Genomic DNA, 16,912 nt, shown 5'->3' with positions numbered 1-16,912 from the left:
GCCACTGCTTGGGCACACCCAAAGCCCCCTCAGATCCGCCTAGTTGACCCTCCACCCGCTCCCGGCGATGGCGAGGAGCAGCCCCGCCGCCCACCGGCTCTCGCACGAGAACCAGAGCAGCGCCCCGGCCATCGGCAGAGGCGCTGCTATCGGTTCCTCGCTCAGTCCCGCTCAGCCCGGAGACGTGCCCGCCCGGACCGCAGATCGCGGTGCAGCAGCGCGACGGCGTCCATGCCCCGCGTCAGCACGCGAGCCTCCTGAAAGTCGAGGATCCGAGACAGGCGCTCGGCGGTCGCATCGCCGGGCTTGGCGGCCATGGCGGCCAGAACCATCGCCCGGGCCCTCGACAGATCCCCGGCCAACAACTCCGTGAGCGCGAGCAGATTGAGCGGCGCAGCGGCCAGCATGCGGTAGGGATCGACGCACAGCCAGGCAGCACGGGCCCACAGCTCCTGCGCGCGCGCCAAGTCCCCGATCTCGCACAGCTCGGCGGCGGCGTCGAACAGCGGGCCGTTCTGAACCGCGACGAGCACCCGTGCAGCGAGATCGTCGCCCATGGCGCCCTCTCCTTGCGCGTCGCCAGGGCGCAGCGCCTGGTCGAGGAGCGCAAGGAGCTGGCGCCTGGTGGTGCCGTGGCCGGCTGCGAGCTCGCGGCCGAGGTCGGCAAGTGCCCGTTCGACGGCGTGCCGAGCCGTCGTCTCGCCGGGCACCGGCCCGCGCGTCCACGCCTCGGCGGGCGCGGTCCCACCGGTGCCGCCTGCGACGCCTGTGGAGCATGCCCCGGTCGCCGCTTCCCCTTCACCCGCGGTTGGCGAAGGTTGGATGCGCCGGGGGGTGCCGGGGAGCGGTGCGCCCGCGAAGGTGCCGTTGCCGGTCAGGTGCCACCAGTGCGTGGTGGTCATGAACAGGCTGTGGGTCAGTGCGAGGTGCCGGCGGGCGCAGGCGGCCGCGAACTCCGCGCCCAGGGGTGCGTACCACTGCTGCCCGGCCGCGTCAGTCTCGTCGGGGCAGACGGCGAGGATGACGTGGTGGGCGTCGATGCGGGCGTCCTGGGCGGCGCGTGCGGTCATCGCCCCGGCGAGGTGCCTCCAGTCGGCCGGGCGGGCGGGAATCGGGGACAGTACGGCGCCCGGGCTGTCGAGTTCCTGGTCGAGGGCGATCACGACCACGTTGCCGTACGGGTGGTGGCCGATCACGTGCGGGACGAGTTCGACCATGTCGGCCGGGTTCGCGAAGTTGAAGTTCTTGCTGCTCATCATGGGTCCCATCGGCTGGGGGCGGGCCGCGCCGCAGGGTGGCGGCGCGGCGGGCGGCGGGCGGGTGGCCCGCGAGGGGTGCGGCGGGGGCTGACGACCCCCGCCGCACCGATGGGTCACGCGGCGAGCAGCAGGCTCTTGGCGAGGTCCTTGATCGGGTTCTTCTGGTCGTGCAGCAGGACGGTCATCGCCAGGTTGTTGCGGTGCTCCTGCTCGGTCAGCTCCTCGGGGGTCTTCACGTCCCGGAAGTAGTCGTCGAACTCGATGACCGCCTGGAGGGCGGCCCAACGGGTGCCCCGGATGTTCTCCTGGGTGTCAGCCTCACGGAAGAGGTGGTGGAGGCGGTCGCGGCGCTCGGTGTACTTGGCGACCACGTTCTTGCGGGCGCCCTCGGCCGGAGTGCCCCACAGCTCCGTGATCAGCTTGTCGAAGTCCTGGTTGGTCATGGCCGTCTGGAACAGCTGGATGGCCTCGGCCTCGAAGGCGGCGGCGAAGCGCTCGTTGTAGCCGAGGGCCCGACGCGCCTCCTCCAGCTGGGAGAGGGCGTCGGCGGTGTGGCGGATCTTCCAGGTGCGCTGCGCCTCCTTGACTGCGAAGTCAAGGGTGTTGGTGCAGACGGCGCGGATGGGGGTCTCGACAGCAACGGCGGCGGAGCGGCCGTCGTGGCTGTTGGCGAACAAGGTGTAGAGGTCGATGCGGTCGGCTGCGCCTTCGGGGTCGAGGGTGATGCTCGGGGCTGCGGTCGACATGAAGACGACGCGGCCGCCGTCGATGGCTCCGGCCGTCTCGTAGGTGACGTGGCCGCCGCCGACCAGCTCGTCCAGGAAGGCGAACGCCTCGCGGTTCTGGATGGGGGTCCAGCTCTTGCCGACGAGGCCGCCGACCCAGTCGCCCGTGTCGTCGCGGAAGGTGCCGAAGCGGCCGGGGATCTTCTTGCCGAGCTTGCCCTTGTTCATCGACAGCAGCGGGCGCTTCTCGACCAGCCAGTTGAGCTTGGCGAGGTGCAGGACTTCGTCGCTGGTCTTGGCCTCCTCGGTGACGGTGCCGAGGCCGTGCCAGGCGGGCTGGCGGTGGGAGTAGAAGGCGGCCTCGCCGGTGGTGTTGTCGATGGCTCCGAGGTCGGCGCGGCCGGTGATGACGTCGCTCTGTCGCATGGGTGTCTCCTGTGCGGTGGGTCCGGGTTCGCGGCCCGGACTGGCAACCGGTGAAAGCTGACTTCTGTCTGCTTTCTTGACCTCAGTCTATTCTTCGAGGGGTCGCCTTGGGCACACCCTTTGAAACGTCAATTGTGGTTCGATAGACGTGTTTTGAGTCCTCCATGGGGCTTCCCATCGGCGGGCTTAGCGTGGACCATCGCGCCGAGCCACGGCACCCCGCCCTGCTGCCCCGGTCCCGATGCGGGTCGAGCGCGACCGCCGACCGGGCTCAGTCCCCCTATGCCCGACTGCTGCGCCCGGCCGCCCGAGGCCTCGTGCGCGCCATCGCGATGCACCACGCGTGGGTCGGCGCGGCGAGTCTGGGTCCGCCGTTTTCGCCGACCGCCGCCGGTGCCGGCTGCCGCTTCGCCGCGAGCGTGCGGCGCGACACCCTCGAGGAGGCGGCCAGCCGCGGCCTGGTCATGCCGGGCGCGGGGAGCGTCCCGCCCGAGTACGGCGGCGGGTCTGCGAGTGGCGCTGGGGCGACGACCGCACCGGCAGACCGGCCGCCGCGACAGCGCGGTCCCGGGGGCGAGGCCAGGGCTCGCCTGCGCCGGTGCAGGCGCGGCTGAGAAGCCTTGCTGCCTGGGTGACCGACGGCAGAAGGCCCGTGCCGCTGAGCGGCACGGGCCTGGCCTTCGAAATCTGGTCCCCTACCCGCTGCGCCTGTTGCGCATCTCCAGGCCCGCCTCACGCGCGTATCGGGTGACGAGGTTCGGCACGATCCCCGAGGCAGCTGCGATCTGGTAGACGGCGAGGCTGCGGTCCGGGTACGCGGCGACGACTGTCTCGCGGCGCAGCTCTCGCATGCGGGCGACCACGGCGTCGGCCTTCTCGAGCGGACCTCGCAGCGCCTCCAGCAGCGGCAGTTGATCGAGACCGGCTTCCTCGACGGCCTTAAGGGCTTTCTCCAGCGCGGTCGCGGCGTCGGCCAGCTTCATGCTCGGCGTCTTGCCGCTCATCGTTCTCCTTCGGCGTGCGGCCGGGTGGGGTCGTTCTATGTGTATCAGGACGGACGCGGACCGAGCGAGTAGCCGGGGGCTTCCCCCGGCGTCCGGGCAGCGTCGTGACCGTCGGCGGGCTGCGTCAGGGCGGGGTGGCTGCGGGCCACGCCGCCGTCCAGCAGGAGGCCGATCGCCTGGACCTCCAGTTCCACGATGATCCGCTGGTTCTCGCCTGGCGGCTGGTGGAGCCGTTGGGTCAGCGAGCCGACCACGATCACCCTGGTGGTGGCCTGGAGGGTGGCGATCTGCTGGGCAAGGCCGCCCCGGGCGACGCATCGGAGGGTCAGAGAGCTGTCTGCCGAGCCGCGGGACCGGCCGCCGCCGGCCAGCGGGGGCCGCTGCTGCAGGGTGAACGTGACGGTGGCTTTGGACGGCCCGCTGCCCGGCGGCTCGTAGAGCTGCGGGTCACGCAGGATACGGCCGATGAGGGTCGTGTGGCTGGTGATACTCACCGGATTACCTGCCTGCCTGGCTGAGGGGCGTACCGGGTGTCTCCAACGGGTCGGAGACTGCGGCCGCGTCGAGGCACCGGGCGATGATCCGGTGGTGCTGGGCGTTGTCCAGGGCGTGATGCCGGCGGGTCTGCTGGCTGGGCAGCTCGTCCGGATCCACGCCGAGGCGGTGCGCCTCCTGCCGCAGGTCGTTGGTCCAGTCCGGGACCGCGTCCGGCAGGTCCAGTTCCGTGCCGAACAGCTGGCAGAGCAGGACGTGGGCGTAGGCCCCGCGCCACGACCACAGTTCGAGGTCGGGCACTGCTGCGAGGAAGGCGTCGACCTCTGCGGCGATGCGGCTGCGCATCTTGACGTCCGGGTGGCTGCGGTCGAGCAGGGTGTCGTCGCGTGTCGGCAGATACGGCCAGGCGGCGGCGCGCAGCGACGGATCCGCGAGGACATGACGCGCGGACAGGCCTCGGTTGACCGCGTAGTACGTTCGGCCGTCCTCGCGGACCAGGCCGATGCTGATCAGGACGAGCCGGTCGCTGTAGTCGAGGTACTGGGCGCTGTAGAAGACCCTCACGGGTTGTCTCCAGATGGTGGGTTGGAGTTGGCGCGGCGCCCGGCCGGGTCAGGCCGGGCTGCGACGCTGGGGTGGTCGTGCCGGCTGCGACGCTGGGGCGTGAAAGGGCCCGGGCGCGGCCGCCCCGGGTCTACTCGGGGCGGCCGCGCCGTTCGGTCACTGGAACGGTCGGACGGGGTCGCCGCTGGCCATGCGGAGGGCCTCGGCGTTGACCGCGTCGGGTTCGTCAAGCGTGGCCAGGACGACTCTCTCTGGTCGGGCTCGCCGCCGAGCCGCTGTCCAGGTGCGGGCCGAGGGCGGCCTCAATGAGGCCCCTCACGGCCTCCAGGGCCTGGTTCCACCCGTCCGCCCATTGATCGCCCACGCGCTGCTCGCCGAGCGAGGCGATCGAGGTCAGGGCCGAGACCATGGCCGGCAGCGGGAGCGCGATCACGCGGGTCGCTCCGCCGTGGCCGTGGACCGCCTCGACGTCCTGCGCCCGGTCCCAGGCGACGGTGGAGCCCCGCTCGCCCCGCCATCGGGTGACCGCGGTCGAGCCGGCGGCGGCGGAGAAGAAGCAGCCCTCCGCGACGGTTCCGGTTCCCGATACTCCGGACACGTCGGTGTCGCGGCGCAGCACGAACGGGGTCGGTACGGGCTGGGCCTGGTCGAAGAGGGCGGCCAGGCGCTCGGGCAGGTTGGCGCTCATGCGGCGTCCGGGGCGGCAATCGGGGTGTGGGTGCCCTTGGGGTCCTTGCGGATGGAGCTGACGCCCTCGGGCAGCTCGCGAAGGCCGGCGGCGAGATCCTTGAAACGCTCGTGCGGCCGGAACCGGGGAACGGTCCGGGCCGGGATCGTCACGCGCGCGCCGTTCTGGGGGTTGCGGGCGGGGCGGCTGGCGCGGTGGGCGGGTTCGAAGGATCCGAATCCGGTCACGGAGACGGTGTCCCCGTCTACGACGGCGCGCACGATGGTGTCCAGCACCGCTTCGAGGGCGGCGGCGGCGGCGGCACGTCGACCCCCGAGCTGGGGAGCGAGTCGGTCGATGAGCTTCTGCCTGTTGACGTTCACGGCGGAGTTCCTGTCCTGGATGGGGCCTGCGGGATGTGGTTCCGGGCCGGGCGCCGGTGGGTCGTCACGGCGCCCGGCCCGGGGCATGTGGCGCCTTATGCGGCCAGGCGCGGTACGGGCGCCGGGGCCGGGCTGGGCGCGGGAAGGGTCGGGGTAGCGACCGGCTTGGCCGTGCCGGACGGGGTGGCGCAGCCGGGCTGTGCGGGCTGGGATGCGGGGACGGCGGGGGGCTGGCCGGGACCGTCGGCGGTGCGGGCCACGGCGGCGCCGCTGAGGGTGCCGAGCACCAGTCCGGCGAGGAGGGAGCCGACGAGCAGAGCGGGGCCGCGCATGGCGGTGTCCTTTCTGGGTGGGCCTGACCGGCCCCGCCGTGCGGCGGGGCCGGTCAGGTTCCGGTCAGTGGCTGGCGGTCGGGTGGCCGGGGACGAGGGGCGGCAGGCTGGTCGGGATGGGTGAGGGGCTGGGGCTCGGGCTCCCCGACGGGCTCGGCGCGGGGGCCGTGGTCGCGGGCGCGGTGGGCGACGGGACGGGGGCGCAGATCGTGGGCGCGCCGGTCGGGATGGGGGCGATCGGGGTGGGTGCGGTCTGGACGTGGGTGACCGTCACGGTGACGGTCGGGACAGGAACGGGTTCGGTCGTCTGGGTGACGATCGAGGGGGCGGGGGTGAGGCCCGGGGCCGGGGCGACGGGCGCCGCCGGGGCCATCGGGGCGGCCGGGGCGGCCGGGGCGAAGGCCGGGGCCTGGGTCGGCAGGGCCGGGAGGGTCGGGGTCTCGGTGCCGAGCTGGACCGGGGCGGCCGTCAGGCTCGGCGTGAGGGTGGTCGGGATGGGCTGGGCGCTCGGGGCCGGGGTCGCGCCGGGGCGACCCATCACGACGGAACCGGCGACGAACCCGGCGGCGGCGAGGCCGAGGGCGACCAGGGTCCGCTTGTCGAGGCGCTGCCTGGCGGCCGGGCGGGTGCCGGTCTCGCCGTGGGTGTTGGCCTCGGTGGCGGGGGTGTCGGTCATGGGGCTGTGCTCCTTGCGTTGGGCCGGGGCTTCGCGTTTCCCCGGCTGGCAGGACCAGCCTCGCACAAAACAGACTGAAGTCTAGTAACTAGACCTAGGTAACTTTTAGTTCGGGGTGGGCACTCAAAGCGCCCACCCCTCAATTGAGTTGAACGCCTACCGGCCGCGCAGGCCGTGCGCCGTCTGATAGGCGTACAGCCATGTCAGCGGGCCCGTCAGCCCGTCCGCCGGCCCCAGATCACCGACGTAGTACTCCTGGAGCGCCGCGACCTTCCGCAGGTCCAGCGACTCCATGTCCTCGCTCGGCCCGACCCGGTACGGCGGCCCCCAGCCGGCGGCCTGCAGCCACGTCTGCAGCTGCTTGGCGTACGGGCTGTGCGCCCCGAGGACGAAGTGCTCGCGGCCCGGGAACGGTGGCGCCGGCACCTGGAGCTGCTGGCCGGCCTGGATCACGTCGGGGTCGGCGATGCCGTTGAGGGTGACGAGCTGCGTCACACTCGTCTCGAACCGCCCGGCGAGGCCGCTGAGCGTCTCGCCCGGCTGCACCGTGTAAGTACCCGCCCCCTGGCCCGAGGGCTGCGGCGGCTCCCCACCACCTCCACCACCGGACGGCCGCGGTGCGCCGCGCTGGATCCAGCCGTACAGCTCATCGCCGGGGCAGGTCGTGGCGTATCCGTCGCGGTGCCCGCGCACTTCGCCGCCGGCACCGCCCTGCGCCCGGCAGTACTCGATCGCATCCACCAGCCCGTCGAGCATCGCGCCGGTCGGCGAGGTGATGCCGGAAGTGCCGACCATCGCGCACACCGCGTAGTGGCCGGCGTTCAGCGCCGGGTTGCCGTTCGCTCCGTTCCTGCGACCGAGGCCGCGCCCCTCATGCACGTACCCGTGCGGGCACACGACGAACGAGTAGGCGATGTCGATCCAGTCCTCGTTCGGGTCGTTGAGGTGGGCGCGCTGGATGTCGCGGACGTGGCCGGCGCACTGACCGTGGTCGCCCAGCAGGCCGCCGGGTACAGGAGACCCCTCGTAATGGATCTTCACGCCCCGCGTCGACGTGATGCGGCTGTAGGAGCCGGTGGGCGCCGCTGCGCCCCACTCGGAGCGGGAGACGAGCTTCATCGGCTCGCCCCCTGCCCGTAGTCGGTCCGGCTGGCGCCCTGGTGGTTGATCGGCACGGTGTCCTCCCCGGTCGGGTTGGTCGGTGTGCCGGGACGCTAGGCCGCACCGGGCCTTAAGGTCGCGCCGTCAGTCGGCGCCCTGCTCGGTCAACACACCGTCCTGGTAGCTGAATCGGCGCTCAGCAAGCCGCTCGCCAACGATGAAGACCGGCGCCACGCCGCCGCCCTCGGCGGGCGCGAGCGCCGAGTAGTAGTCCGCCGCGAGGACCATCACCCATTCGTCCGGCTTGGCCTCCGAGAACCCGACCGGCACGGCCGTGCCTGCCGGGGTGCGCCCCGCGCTGGCGCGACGGGCGTGCTGGTGGGCCATGTGCGGGCACAGCAGCAGTGCGGCTTGTGCGCACGCCTCGTGCATTGGCGGATCCGAATACCAGCCCGCATCCGCTGCGCGGGGGCCGCCCAGGAACGCGGCCGGCCCTTCCAGCCGCAGCGTGCACAGCGAGCAGCAGCCCTTGACCGCCAGGTTCAGCGCGACCTGACCGTTGATGGACACGAAGTCGGCGGTGCCGTCGGGCTGTTCGTTGACTGCGGGAATCGGAAGGCCCCGCCGCTCGTCGCGGGGCCGGGCGGCGAGGCCCGGCGGCATGTCAGGCAGGTTCGTGGTGTTCGGCATCTCTACCTCCGAGGAGGCCCCGTTCGCAGCGGGGCTCGGCGTCAGGTTGTCCGCCGTGCCGGGCCCCGCTTGCGAGGCCGGGCCAGTCGCAACCAGACCCGGAACGCCGTCCCCGGCCCCCGGGGGAAGGCGGGGAGCGCGGACGACGGGGCCCGGCACGAGCGGACCCGTCCACACTCCCCACCTGCATGCGGGCCGGACAACAGGCCTACCGCACAGGCCGGATGACGCCCTCCGGGGCCTCGCCGTCCGCGTTCAGCAGATCCTCCGACACCCAGTAAGGCTCGATCAGCTTGGAGTCCGGGATGCTGCGACCGGGACCGGTCCACACCGTTTTGAGGTGCCCGCCGCGCAGGTGCGGGTACTGCCGCCAACCGCTCGTCCCGCCGCCAGCACCCGGGTTCGGCATGCTGCGCCGCGCCTCCTGCACGCGCACGCGTGCTGCCCGCAGGGCCGGGCCAAGCCGCCACCCGAGCCGCAGGAAGTTGTCCGGCTTGTTCCAGCGTCGCTGCTTACCGCGTTTGGCGGCCTTGCCTCGCGGAGCCGGAGGAGTCTCGATGTCCGCCTTCGATGAGCACAGGTACACCGCAACCTGCAACGCACGCTCGACCATCGCGCGCTGCGCCTCCGTCGGCTCGTCTTGGCCGTTCTTCTGGGCGAGCCGGACGGCCAGATCCTCGACGGTGAACCGGTCCGTCGCCCGTGCCGGGATCGACAGGTGGAAGAACTCCAGCGGCGTGGTCCCGCCGACCGGACGCGGCAGCGCGGTGCCGTCCTGGGCCATCGGCTCGCAGATCGCCGTGACCGACACCTCGTCCATCCGGGTGTCACTGGTCAGGCACAGCAGCTTGTCCGGCTCGCTGCGCCCGCAGAAGAGGATCGCCAGCAGCCGCCCCTTGCCGCCCTCGTCCACGCTGAGTTCCATCACTGGCGGCTCACCGAACACCACCGCCAGGTTCGGGAACCGCCCCAGGTTGCGGAACAACCCGCCGGGCAGGGTCCCGAGCTTGTAGGTCGCCAGTTCCGCAGCCATGTCCGGGTGCACCGCCGCCACGTTCTTCCCCCGTGCCCACAGCCGCCACAGCGCGGCCATCGTCGTCGTCGCCCGTACCTCCCGCAGGCTCAGCACGTCCTGCGGAAGCGTGCTGAGCAGCACGCCCCCGTTGATGGCGTAGTCCGGCAGTTCACCGAGGCCAATGCTGTGCATCTGCCGGTTGGCTGCCGACAGCTCACCGAACACCCGCTCGGCGATCTCTGCAGTCGTACGGCCCAACTCGACGTCCCTGCTTGCCATGTGGGCTACTCCCTACCCCCTGGGCCTCTCCCGGCCCGACTGCTCCCACACTCACCAAGAGCCGCAGATGAGGACAACAGCCTTATATGGCAATGTAGTTGCACACTTAGGGATCGATCCCTTCCACCAGCTCCGCATCGACGACGCCGGCCTCCTCCTCCAGCTCGGCCGCGAACTCCTCGCGGATCGTCGCAAGCCGGGCGGCCAGCCGGTCGATGTCCGCGCCCGACCCACCGGACCCAGCGGGCAGCTCGCCCCCTCCCGCCGGCGCCAGCTCGATCCGGGCCTGCGCCGCTCGGCCGAACGTCTCCGGCGCGAGGCACGCCAGCAGGAACTGCGCGGCCCGCCAGTCCGGCTGCGCGAAGTCGCGCTCCGTCTGGACCACTTGCTGACCGGTGTCCGGGTCGCGCACCAGCCGGGTCCGCTCTCGCAGCACGTGACCGCCCTGTGCGGCCTTGCGCACCAGCAGCACCAGCTGCGCCTTGCCCTCGCTACGCGCGCGCATGAACCTGTCGCGAAACTCGCGAAACTGCCGCTCCCCCGGCCTGGCCCGCTGCCCGCCCTCGATCCGCTGCTGCTCCTGCTCGGCCCGCTCCAGCCACCGGTACACCGTGCTGGCGTGCACGCCGGCCATCGGGGCGGCGTCGCTCACTGGTACGCCCGCCCGGACCGCGTCGAGCAGCCGCTTCTCGACCTCCGGCTCGAGGGCAGGGCGACGACCCGGGCGGCTGCTCATGTCGCCGAACGTACGACGAACCGCAGGTCAACGACTCCTCGACCAGCCACGCGCCAGCCTCTGAACGTCCGCCCGGGAACCAGTCGTCCGCCTTAGCGGCATTCGCAAAGCGCCAAATGATGCGGGAATAGAGGTCGCCATACCAATCAAGCCCTACCCTTTCAGAGTAGTGGCCAACCATTCGGCAAGCGAAAAGGAATGAACCCCGGCAATAGGCGATTAGGTTAGCCCGAAAGAGCAATGGATTACGCACACTCTTTAGGCCTAATGGAAACGGCTTCATCCATTCATTCGGGAAAGACTGGAGCGGTGGCCTCCCGAGGCGTGGAACAAAGGTGACATACGCAAGTCTCCCCTGGCAGGGCGCCCGGATGGGGATACGCCGGCCACACCTTCGCAGGCCGAGGAGCGCGGACGGAACATCTTGTCGCCAGCCCCCGACCCGGCCGTTCTCCCTCGACTTCAGGACTCGCACCACGAACTTCACAGAGCCCCGAGCTGGAACGATTCGTTGGCGCACCTATCGGATTTGGCGAGGCGTCAGCCAACTCGTAAGCTTCAGGGCGCGGAGCGGGCCACCTTTGCAGAGGTGGCCCGCGTGTCCCGCAATGCTGCCCTCAATTAACAGAAAGGGAACTATGCCCATCATGGCACAGCCCAAGGACTCCTCGGCGCCGTCGATGGCGGACCGGCCGGTCACCTGGCGAGACCTCGCCGTGTGCGCCCACGGGGCCCTGGCCGCGGCCAGCCTGCACACCCAGGTGGGCTGGCCCGTCGCCACATCAGCGATGTTCGGACTCACCGGGCCCGTGCTGTGGGCGCTGACGCGCAGCAGGTAGCCACGCGCTGCGCCTGCTACGGCCACCCCACGGCCGGCTGTAACCCATCACGGCCCGGGGCGGGCACCTAGTAACGTTACTAGGTGCCCGCCCCGGGCCGTGGGCTAGTCAACTGACCTACTCCCAGCCGAGGTTGTAGACGAGCTCGTCGTAGGCGTAGCCGGTGGCACCACTGACGACCTGGGGCAGGGACACCGCGCGCACGCTGACGCCCGACTCCTCATCGACGTAGTCCGTTTCCACCGGCCAGCCGACGGTGGACTGCCGGGGGCCGTCCGGGGTCTCCCACAGGGCCACCAGCAGGGCATCCGTGGGAAGCCCTGCCAGCAGGCCCCGAAGGTACGCCACGCGCATCGCGGCGGTGTCCAAGGTGTGGAGCTGCGGGAGGGCAACGACGGGAACACGTCGGCCGGACTCGTCGCGCACCGGTGCCGTCACGGGCCAGCCCAGCAGGGTGCGGCTCTCGCCTTCGGGACCGTGGTGGTCGGCGACGACCAGGTGGTCGTCCGGCAGCTGCTCGAGCTGGGCCCGCAGATGTCCGACGCGGAGAGCGGTGTCGGGCACTTCGAGGGGGACGGTCAGCAACATCACGGTGGTCTCCTTGACCTGTCGGCGGCCGGGATTCGCGGTCCCGACCTGGCCCTGCCATCCTCCATTGCGATCGCCCGCCTTGGGCACAACTTGCCTGCTGATTCAGGACGGTGAGGGCATCAGGGCGAGGACTTCGGCGCGGCGGGCCGGGTCGGCATCCAGAGCGCCGGCCAGGTGGCTGGTGACCATCGCCGCGTCGTGCGCCCGGGCGCCGCGCAGCGTCATGCAGGCGTGCTGGGATCGGATCAGGCATGCCGCGCCCTGGACGTCCAGACTGCTGACGAGGGCCTCGACCACCTGTCGGCCGAGCCGCTCCTGGACCTGTGGCCTGGCCGCGTACTCCTGGGCGAGGCGGGCGAGCTTGGACAGGCCCACGATCCGGGCCCCGGGCGCGGGCAGGTAGGCGACCGTGGCCCTGCCGGGGAACGGCAGGACGTGGTGTTCGCACAGAGCGACGAAGGGCACGTCGATCGCGGCGATCAGCCCCGGCTGCGCGGCTTCGGGCGGGAAGGTCACCTTCAGGTGCCGGGTGGGGTCGAGGTGGACTCCCGCGGTCAGTTCGGCGAGGGCCTTCGCCATGCGGCGGGGCGTGCCGGCCGTGGACTCGCTGTCGCACGGAATGCCGAGGGCAGCGAGCAGCCCGGCGGCGTGCGCGGTGGCGCCGGCCAGGTCCACGCCACCGTGAGCGGGGGTGGTGATGGTCATCGGTTGCGCTCTCCAGGCCACAGCAGCACGTGCTGCCGCATCGACAGGTTCCAGTTCCGGCCGATCACGTGCTCGGCCAGCGAGCGCGCCACGTCGATGGTGCGCTCGGCGGTGGTGCCCTCGGGCATGACCCAGACGGCGTGCGGAGGGATCAGGAACCGCTCGACCAGGTCGGCGATCTCCTCGAGGTCGTCCGGTCCGGTGGCGACGAACTTGAACCGGGCTCGCTCCCTGACAGCGAGTTCCGCGAAGGCATCCAGCGCCTCGGGGACGATGCGCCGCGCCTCATCGACGTGGGAGTTCGCCAGCTTCGGCGAGACGTTGAAGGTCAGCCGCGGCACGCCGAAGGTGACCGGCTGGGGGGCGATGGTCCCGTTGGTCTCGATCTCGACCCGGCGGGTGGTGTGGCGCAGCACGGCCATCCAGGAGCGCCACGCGTCGGTGCCCTGGTGCAGCAGGGTCTCGCCGCCGGTCAGCACGATGACGGCGTGCGGGTGCTCGGCGGCCCACTCGGCGAGGTCGATCACCGGGGTGCGGGTGATCTCCTTGCGCAGGTCGAACCGCTTGCCGTCCCACGAGTAGGGGGTGTCGCACCAGCTGCAGGTCAGGTTGCAGCCGCCCAGGCGCAGGAACAGGGCGAGGCGCCCGGTGGACGGTCCTTCTCCCTGCAGGGTGGGGCCGAACTTCTCCACCACGGGCAGGCTGGCCGGCAGCACGAGGGCGCTCATCGCTGCGCCGCCGTCCAGGAGGCGGCGTTGACTGCGGTCTCCGAGACCCGGACGTGGGAGACGTAGGCTCCGGCGGCGCGCGGCAGGGTGTGCAGGGCCTCGGTTGCGACGCGCCCGAGGAGCTGGGCGACGGCTTCGACGCTGGGCCAGCCGAGGCCGGCGGCGTGCTGCTCCTGCTCGGTCGGGTCGTCGGCGCCGAAGCGGTACAGCTTGCTGCCCTGCCCGGCGAGGACCGGTACGAGGGGATCGGTGGCGCCGAGCATGGCGCCGTGGTCGAGGAACGTGTCGATCCACTCGCGCAGGGCCCTCTTGAAGGCGCCGAACTCCACGACGGTGCCTGCGGCGAGCTGGGGGGCGGTGACGGTGATCTCGGCCCACCAGCTGTGGCCGTGCAGGTTCTCGCACTTCCCGGCCAGGTGGGGCAACCGGTGGGCCGTCTCGAAGTTGTGCCGGACGGTGACTGCGTGGAGCTCGGTCACGGCTGCTCCCCTTCCCGCGGCAGGCGGACGATGGCGCCGGCTTCGCCGTCCTCGCTGACGGCGACCTCGTCGAGGCGCAGTCCCAGCGAGGTGAGGTGTTCGGCGAGGGTGCGGGCCAGGGCCTCGCAGGAGGCGGCGCCGCACTCGCGGTCGCCCGGGCCCCACCAGACGCGGATGGCGTCGGCGAGGTCGTGGAACTCGACGTCGCGGTCGTCGTGGGCGACGTGCACGGCGGCACGGATGTGGAACAGGTGCCGGTGGCGGGCACGCAGGTAGGCGCGGTGGTCGGGTGCGGCCGGCCAGTGGTGGAAGCCGGGCAGATCGACCCGGGCCCAGACGGTTGCCGGCGGGATGCTGGCGGTGGTGGTCACGAGGGCTGTCGCTCCTGTTCGGTGAGGGGTGGGTAGGAGGGCTGGCCGAGCAGCTGGTCCCGGGCGGTACGGGCGAGCTTCCACACGGTGGTGGTGGCCTCGACGGTCTGCGCGCACATCAGGCAGCAGGCGGTGCGGCCGCGCTCGGGGTGGGCCGGCTGGTCGAGGTCGTAGGCGAAGCCGCGGTCGATGACACCGACCTTGCGCAGCAGTGCGGAGTCGATCCGCACGTCCGGCCAGCGCAGCGGGCCCAGCCAGGTGGAGGAGTCGCAGGAGTCCGGCGGCGCCGCCAGGCACCACTCGTTGACCGTGAGACCCAGGACATGCACCCACAGGTCCGGATAGCGGCGGTGTCGTTCCCACAGGGTGTGCAGCAGCCTCAGGCGGACGGGTGCCGGGGCCTGGACGACGTTGCCAAAGCAGATCCGGTCGTACTGCTGCGCCAGCTCGTCGAAGTAGTCCCAGCCGTCCACCAGCGGGTGGTAGACCGGGATCGGCGCGAGGCCTTCGGCTTCCAGCCGGGCGCGGGTGCGGATCTTGTTGTCCCGGCCGCCCTGGTCCAGTTCGATGTAGCCCCACAGCCGGTCGCCGTGTCGCTGGACGAGCTCCACGTACCGGGCGTACAGGGTCTCGAAGCCGTCGACCTGCTCGGGGGCCAGGCGGAGCGCCTCGTCCATGGAGACGCCGGGGTTGGCCCGCTTGTACTGGTTGGTCAGCCAGAAGATGCCGCTGTCCAGCAGCACTTTGTGGCCGGCGTCCAGCAGCTCGACCAGTCGGCGTTCATGGCCGGCGGTCAGGAGGTCGTTGGTGGCGAGCAGGACGTACTGGGGGTAGTGCTCGGAGTCGCCCGCGGCAAAGTAGATGTGCCGGTTGGCCGGGTCGAAGGCCCCTCCGCCGGTCTTCTTCAACACGGGTGTCCTGGCGCGGGCGGTCATCGCAGCGCCCCTTCCTTGTCGGTGCGCGCGGGGATCGGGCCGCTCAGGTCCTCGATGCGGTGCGCGGCGTGGTGCCAGCAGCGCCCGAGGGCGGCGGCGGCGTCAGCGCAGAGCCCGGCGGCCGCCGCGTAGGAGGCGCTGTCGCCCGGGGCGTAGCGGAAGCCGGCGGGCAGGTTCCCGACGCGGCGCAGCATGGCGGTCTCGATCCGCTGGTGGTTCCAGCGCAGTGGTGCCAGCCAGGAAGAGGAGTCGCAGGAGTCCGGGGCGAGCGGCAGGCACCACTCGTTGGCGGTCAGGCCGAGCGCGTGTATCCACAGGTGCGGGTAGGCGCGGCGCCGCTCCCACAGGGTGTGCAGGATCCGCAGCCGGACCGGCGCGGATGCCTGGACGATGTTGCCGACGCAGATCCGGTCGTACTGCGAGGCCAGCTCATCGAAGTAGGACCACCCGTCGACCAGCGGGTGGTACACGGGGATCGGGGACAGACCCAGCTCCTGGAGGCGGGCGCGCTGCTCCCGCTTGTGGAGCAGGCCGCCCTGGTCCAGTTCGATGTAGCCCCAGAGCCAGTCCCCGTAGGTGCGAGCCAGGTAGATGTACCGCTCCCGCAGCTCCCCGAAGCCGTCGATGCTCTCGGGCGGCAGTGCCAGGGCTTCGTCCATGGACACGCCGTGGGTGCGAGTGTGACGGTTGGTGAGCCAGAAGATCCCGCTGTCGAGCAGGACGCGGTTTCCGGCGTCCAGGAGGGCCCGCAGCCGCTGCTCCTCGGCATCGCCCATCAGCTCGTTGACGGCGGTCAGGATGAACGGTCCGGCGTTGTATTCGCCGCCGCCGGCGGTGAAGTAGATGGGCCGCTCGGCCCGGTCGAAGGTCCCTCCGCCGGTCGGCAGGACCGTCGTCACGAGTCCTCGCCCGCGAGGGTGGGTTCCTGCCCGCTGATCCGCGCCCATTTGTCGAGCAGGTGACCGGCCAGGTACCGCTCGGGCTGCACCATCACCAGGCGGCGTCCGGCGGCGCGGTCGGCGAACGGGGCGAGCGGGGTCGGGTAGGGCAGGAAGAGGCTGCCCTCGATGAGCAGCGGCGACCAGGCGGGCCATCCGTCGAAGACCTCGGCGACCACGAGGCGGTGTTCGCCCAGCTCCCACACCTGGCCTTTCTCGACCTGGTGCTCGGGTTCGCCGACGGTTACTCCGGACAGGGCGAGCAGATCACCGCGGGCCGGTTCGTCCCGGGCGTCGTCCTGTTCCTCCTGGCCGCCGGCCTGCTCTTCGGCGGCGTCCGTGTCCAGGTCGGCGAGGAGCGCGTCGAGCTGCCCGTGGTCGAAGCCAGTGGACGCGTACAGCTCGACATCCGCCGCCTCCAGTTCCGACAGCATCTCGGCCAGACCCGCGCCGTCCCATCCGCCCTTGGTGGTCAGGTGGTTGGAGGCAATCAGGTACGCCTGGGCGTGCGCGTCGTCCCGTGATGCCCAGCCGCGTACGACCGGAACCGTCCAGGTGCCGTCGCTGCCGACCACGACGCCGTCCGGCGCCGGCTTGCCCGCCTCCCGGCGGCGGACGAGGGTCTCGTAGCGGCCGTGGCCGGCTACAAGGCGGCCGGTGCGCTCGTCCAGTAGGCCGGGCTCGGTGAAGGTGAACTGATCGACGGACGCATCCAGCCCGTCGTCGTCGTGCCCCTTGGGGTTGCGTTCGGCGGGCCGGATGTCGTCCAGCGGCATGTAGTCGATGTAGCGGGCAGCCATGAGCGGGGAACTTAGGCGGCCGTCGCCGTTAGGGTCGCGTTGAGCTAACTGCCCGTTGGTCGGTCGGGGTTCAGTGCTCGGTTCCGCTCGCTCCGGCAAGGGGTTGCCGCGCTCGGGTCGGTCCGAGGCGGCTGAACGGGTCTCCGAGGGCCACCACGAGCGAGTCGTAGATCG

The 16,912-nt window shown here is 71.6% G+C and carries 22 protein-coding genes; 1 reads left to right on the top strand and 21 read right to left on the bottom strand.

What is annotated here, in order from left to right; genetic code table 11:
- Positions 1-161 precede the first annotated feature (161 nt).
- From OH807_RS30845 to OH807_RS30785, 13 genes are all read right to left on the bottom strand, one after another.
- Positions 162-1,259, bottom strand: coding sequence for a DUF4192 family protein (locus OH807_RS30845; protein ID WP_406205399.1), 1,098 nt, complete (start codon positions 1,257-1,259; stop codon positions 162-164).
- Positions 1,260-1,372: 113 nt separating this feature from the next.
- Positions 1,373-2,410 (bottom strand): DUF932 domain-containing protein, encoded by a 1,038-nt coding sequence (locus OH807_RS30840; protein WP_406205396.1) that lies wholly within the window; start codon positions 2,408-2,410, stop codon positions 1,373-1,375.
- 695 nt (positions 2,411-3,105) lie between these two features.
- Positions 3,106-3,414 (bottom strand): hypothetical protein, encoded by a 309-nt coding sequence (locus OH807_RS30835; RefSeq protein ID WP_406205393.1) that lies wholly within the window; start codon positions 3,412-3,414, stop codon positions 3,106-3,108.
- Positions 3,415-3,458: 44 nt separating this feature from the next.
- The gene (locus OH807_RS30830) at positions 3,459-3,908 is read right to left on the bottom strand and encodes a single-stranded DNA-binding protein (RefSeq protein ID WP_406205391.1); all 450 of its coding nucleotides are present in this window, start codon (positions 3,906-3,908) and stop codon (positions 3,459-3,461) included.
- 4 nt (positions 3,909-3,912) lie between these two features.
- Positions 3,913-4,473 carry a 3'-5' exoribonuclease domain-containing protein gene (locus OH807_RS30825; RefSeq protein ID WP_406205389.1) on the bottom strand — a complete coding sequence of 187 codons (561 nt, stop codon included), beginning with the start codon at positions 4,471-4,473 and terminating at the stop codon, positions 3,913-3,915.
- 226 nt (positions 4,474-4,699) lie between these two features.
- Complete coding sequence (locus OH807_RS30820; protein ID WP_406205386.1) at positions 4,700-5,161, bottom strand: hypothetical protein; 462 nt, start codon at positions 5,159-5,161, stop codon at positions 4,700-4,702.
- Entirely contained in the window at positions 5,158-5,523 is a 366-nt protein-coding gene (locus OH807_RS30815) for an HU family DNA-binding protein (RefSeq protein WP_406205384.1), read from the bottom strand. The genes OH807_RS30820 and OH807_RS30815 overlap by 4 nt, the downstream gene beginning before the upstream one ends.
- A gap of 95 nt (positions 5,524-5,618) precedes the next feature.
- Positions 5,619-5,855, bottom strand: coding sequence for a hypothetical protein (locus OH807_RS30810; RefSeq protein ID WP_406205381.1), 237 nt, complete (start codon positions 5,853-5,855; stop codon positions 5,619-5,621).
- Positions 5,856-5,919: 64 nt separating this feature from the next.
- Positions 5,920-6,531 carry a hypothetical protein gene (locus tag OH807_RS30805; protein ID WP_406205378.1) on the bottom strand — a complete coding sequence of 204 codons (612 nt, stop codon included), beginning with the start codon at positions 6,529-6,531 and terminating at the stop codon, positions 5,920-5,922.
- A gap of 156 nt (positions 6,532-6,687) precedes the next feature.
- A complete protein-coding gene (locus tag OH807_RS30800; RefSeq protein ID WP_406205375.1) occupies positions 6,688-7,650 on the bottom strand; it encodes a LysM peptidoglycan-binding domain-containing protein in 963 nt (320 codons plus the stop codon).
- A gap of 126 nt (positions 7,651-7,776) precedes the next feature.
- Positions 7,777-8,322, bottom strand: coding sequence for a hypothetical protein (locus tag OH807_RS30795; RefSeq protein WP_406205372.1), 546 nt, complete (start codon positions 8,320-8,322; stop codon positions 7,777-7,779).
- 208 nt (positions 8,323-8,530) lie between these two features.
- Positions 8,531-9,616, bottom strand: coding sequence for a hypothetical protein (locus OH807_RS30790; RefSeq protein ID WP_406205369.1), 1,086 nt, complete (start codon positions 9,614-9,616; stop codon positions 8,531-8,533).
- Between the two features lie 106 nt (positions 9,617-9,722).
- Positions 9,723-10,352 (bottom strand): hypothetical protein, encoded by a 630-nt coding sequence (locus OH807_RS30785; protein WP_406205367.1) that lies wholly within the window; start codon positions 10,350-10,352, stop codon positions 9,723-9,725.
- A gap of 647 nt (positions 10,353-10,999) precedes the next feature.
- Here OH807_RS30785 and OH807_RS30780 point away from each other — a divergent pair.
- A complete protein-coding gene (locus OH807_RS30780) occupies positions 11,000-11,191 on the top strand; it encodes a hypothetical protein (RefSeq protein WP_406205364.1) in 192 nt (63 codons plus the stop codon).
- Positions 11,192-11,308: 117 nt separating this feature from the next.
- Here the strand turns inward: OH807_RS30780 and OH807_RS30775 are convergent, their stop codons facing one another.
- The 8 genes from OH807_RS30775 to OH807_RS30740 form a co-directional block, all read right to left on the bottom strand.
- Positions 11,309-11,782: a hypothetical protein gene (locus OH807_RS30775; protein WP_406205361.1), complete on the bottom strand. Its 474-nt coding sequence runs from the start codon at positions 11,780-11,782 to the stop codon at positions 11,309-11,311.
- A gap of 102 nt (positions 11,783-11,884) precedes the next feature.
- Positions 11,885-12,487, bottom strand: a complete 603-nt coding sequence (folE, locus tag OH807_RS30770) for a GTP cyclohydrolase I (protein ID WP_406205358.1) — start codon at positions 12,485-12,487, stop codon at positions 11,885-11,887.
- On the bottom strand, positions 12,484-13,215 hold the full coding sequence (locus tag OH807_RS30765) for a 7-carboxy-7-deazaguanine synthase QueE (protein ID WP_406205355.1): 732 nt from the start codon (positions 13,213-13,215) through the stop codon (positions 12,484-12,486). The genes folE and OH807_RS30765 overlap by 4 nt, the downstream gene beginning before the upstream one ends.
- Positions 13,212-13,694, bottom strand: a complete 483-nt coding sequence (locus OH807_RS30760) for a 6-pyruvoyl trahydropterin synthase family protein (protein ID WP_406205352.1) — start codon at positions 13,692-13,694, stop codon at positions 13,212-13,214. Before OH807_RS30760 ends, OH807_RS30765 begins: the two co-directional genes overlap by 4 nt.
- A complete protein-coding gene (locus OH807_RS30755) occupies positions 13,691-14,065 on the bottom strand; it encodes a hypothetical protein (protein ID WP_406205349.1) in 375 nt (124 codons plus the stop codon). The genes OH807_RS30760 and OH807_RS30755 overlap by 4 nt, the downstream gene beginning before the upstream one ends.
- Positions 14,062-15,000 carry a hypothetical protein gene (locus tag OH807_RS30750; RefSeq protein ID WP_406205346.1) on the bottom strand — a complete coding sequence of 313 codons (939 nt, stop codon included), beginning with the start codon at positions 14,998-15,000 and terminating at the stop codon, positions 14,062-14,064. Before OH807_RS30750 ends, OH807_RS30755 begins: the two co-directional genes overlap by 4 nt.
- Positions 14,997-15,899: a hypothetical protein gene (locus OH807_RS30745; RefSeq protein ID WP_406205344.1), complete on the bottom strand. Its 903-nt coding sequence runs from the start codon at positions 15,897-15,899 to the stop codon at positions 14,997-14,999. The genes OH807_RS30750 and OH807_RS30745 overlap by 4 nt, the downstream gene beginning before the upstream one ends.
- Positions 15,896-16,738, bottom strand: coding sequence for a hypothetical protein (locus OH807_RS30740; protein ID WP_406205341.1), 843 nt, complete (start codon positions 16,736-16,738; stop codon positions 15,896-15,898). Before OH807_RS30740 ends, OH807_RS30745 begins: the two co-directional genes overlap by 4 nt.
- Between the last annotated feature and the right edge of the window lie 174 nt (positions 16,739-16,912).

This window comes from Kitasatospora sp. NBC_01560 (assembly GCF_045208415.1).
In the GTDB taxonomy this organism is placed as follows: Bacteria; Actinomycetota; Actinomycetes; order Streptomycetales; family Streptomycetaceae; genus Kitasatospora.
This window is presented reverse-complemented; position numbering and strand designations above follow the sequence as displayed.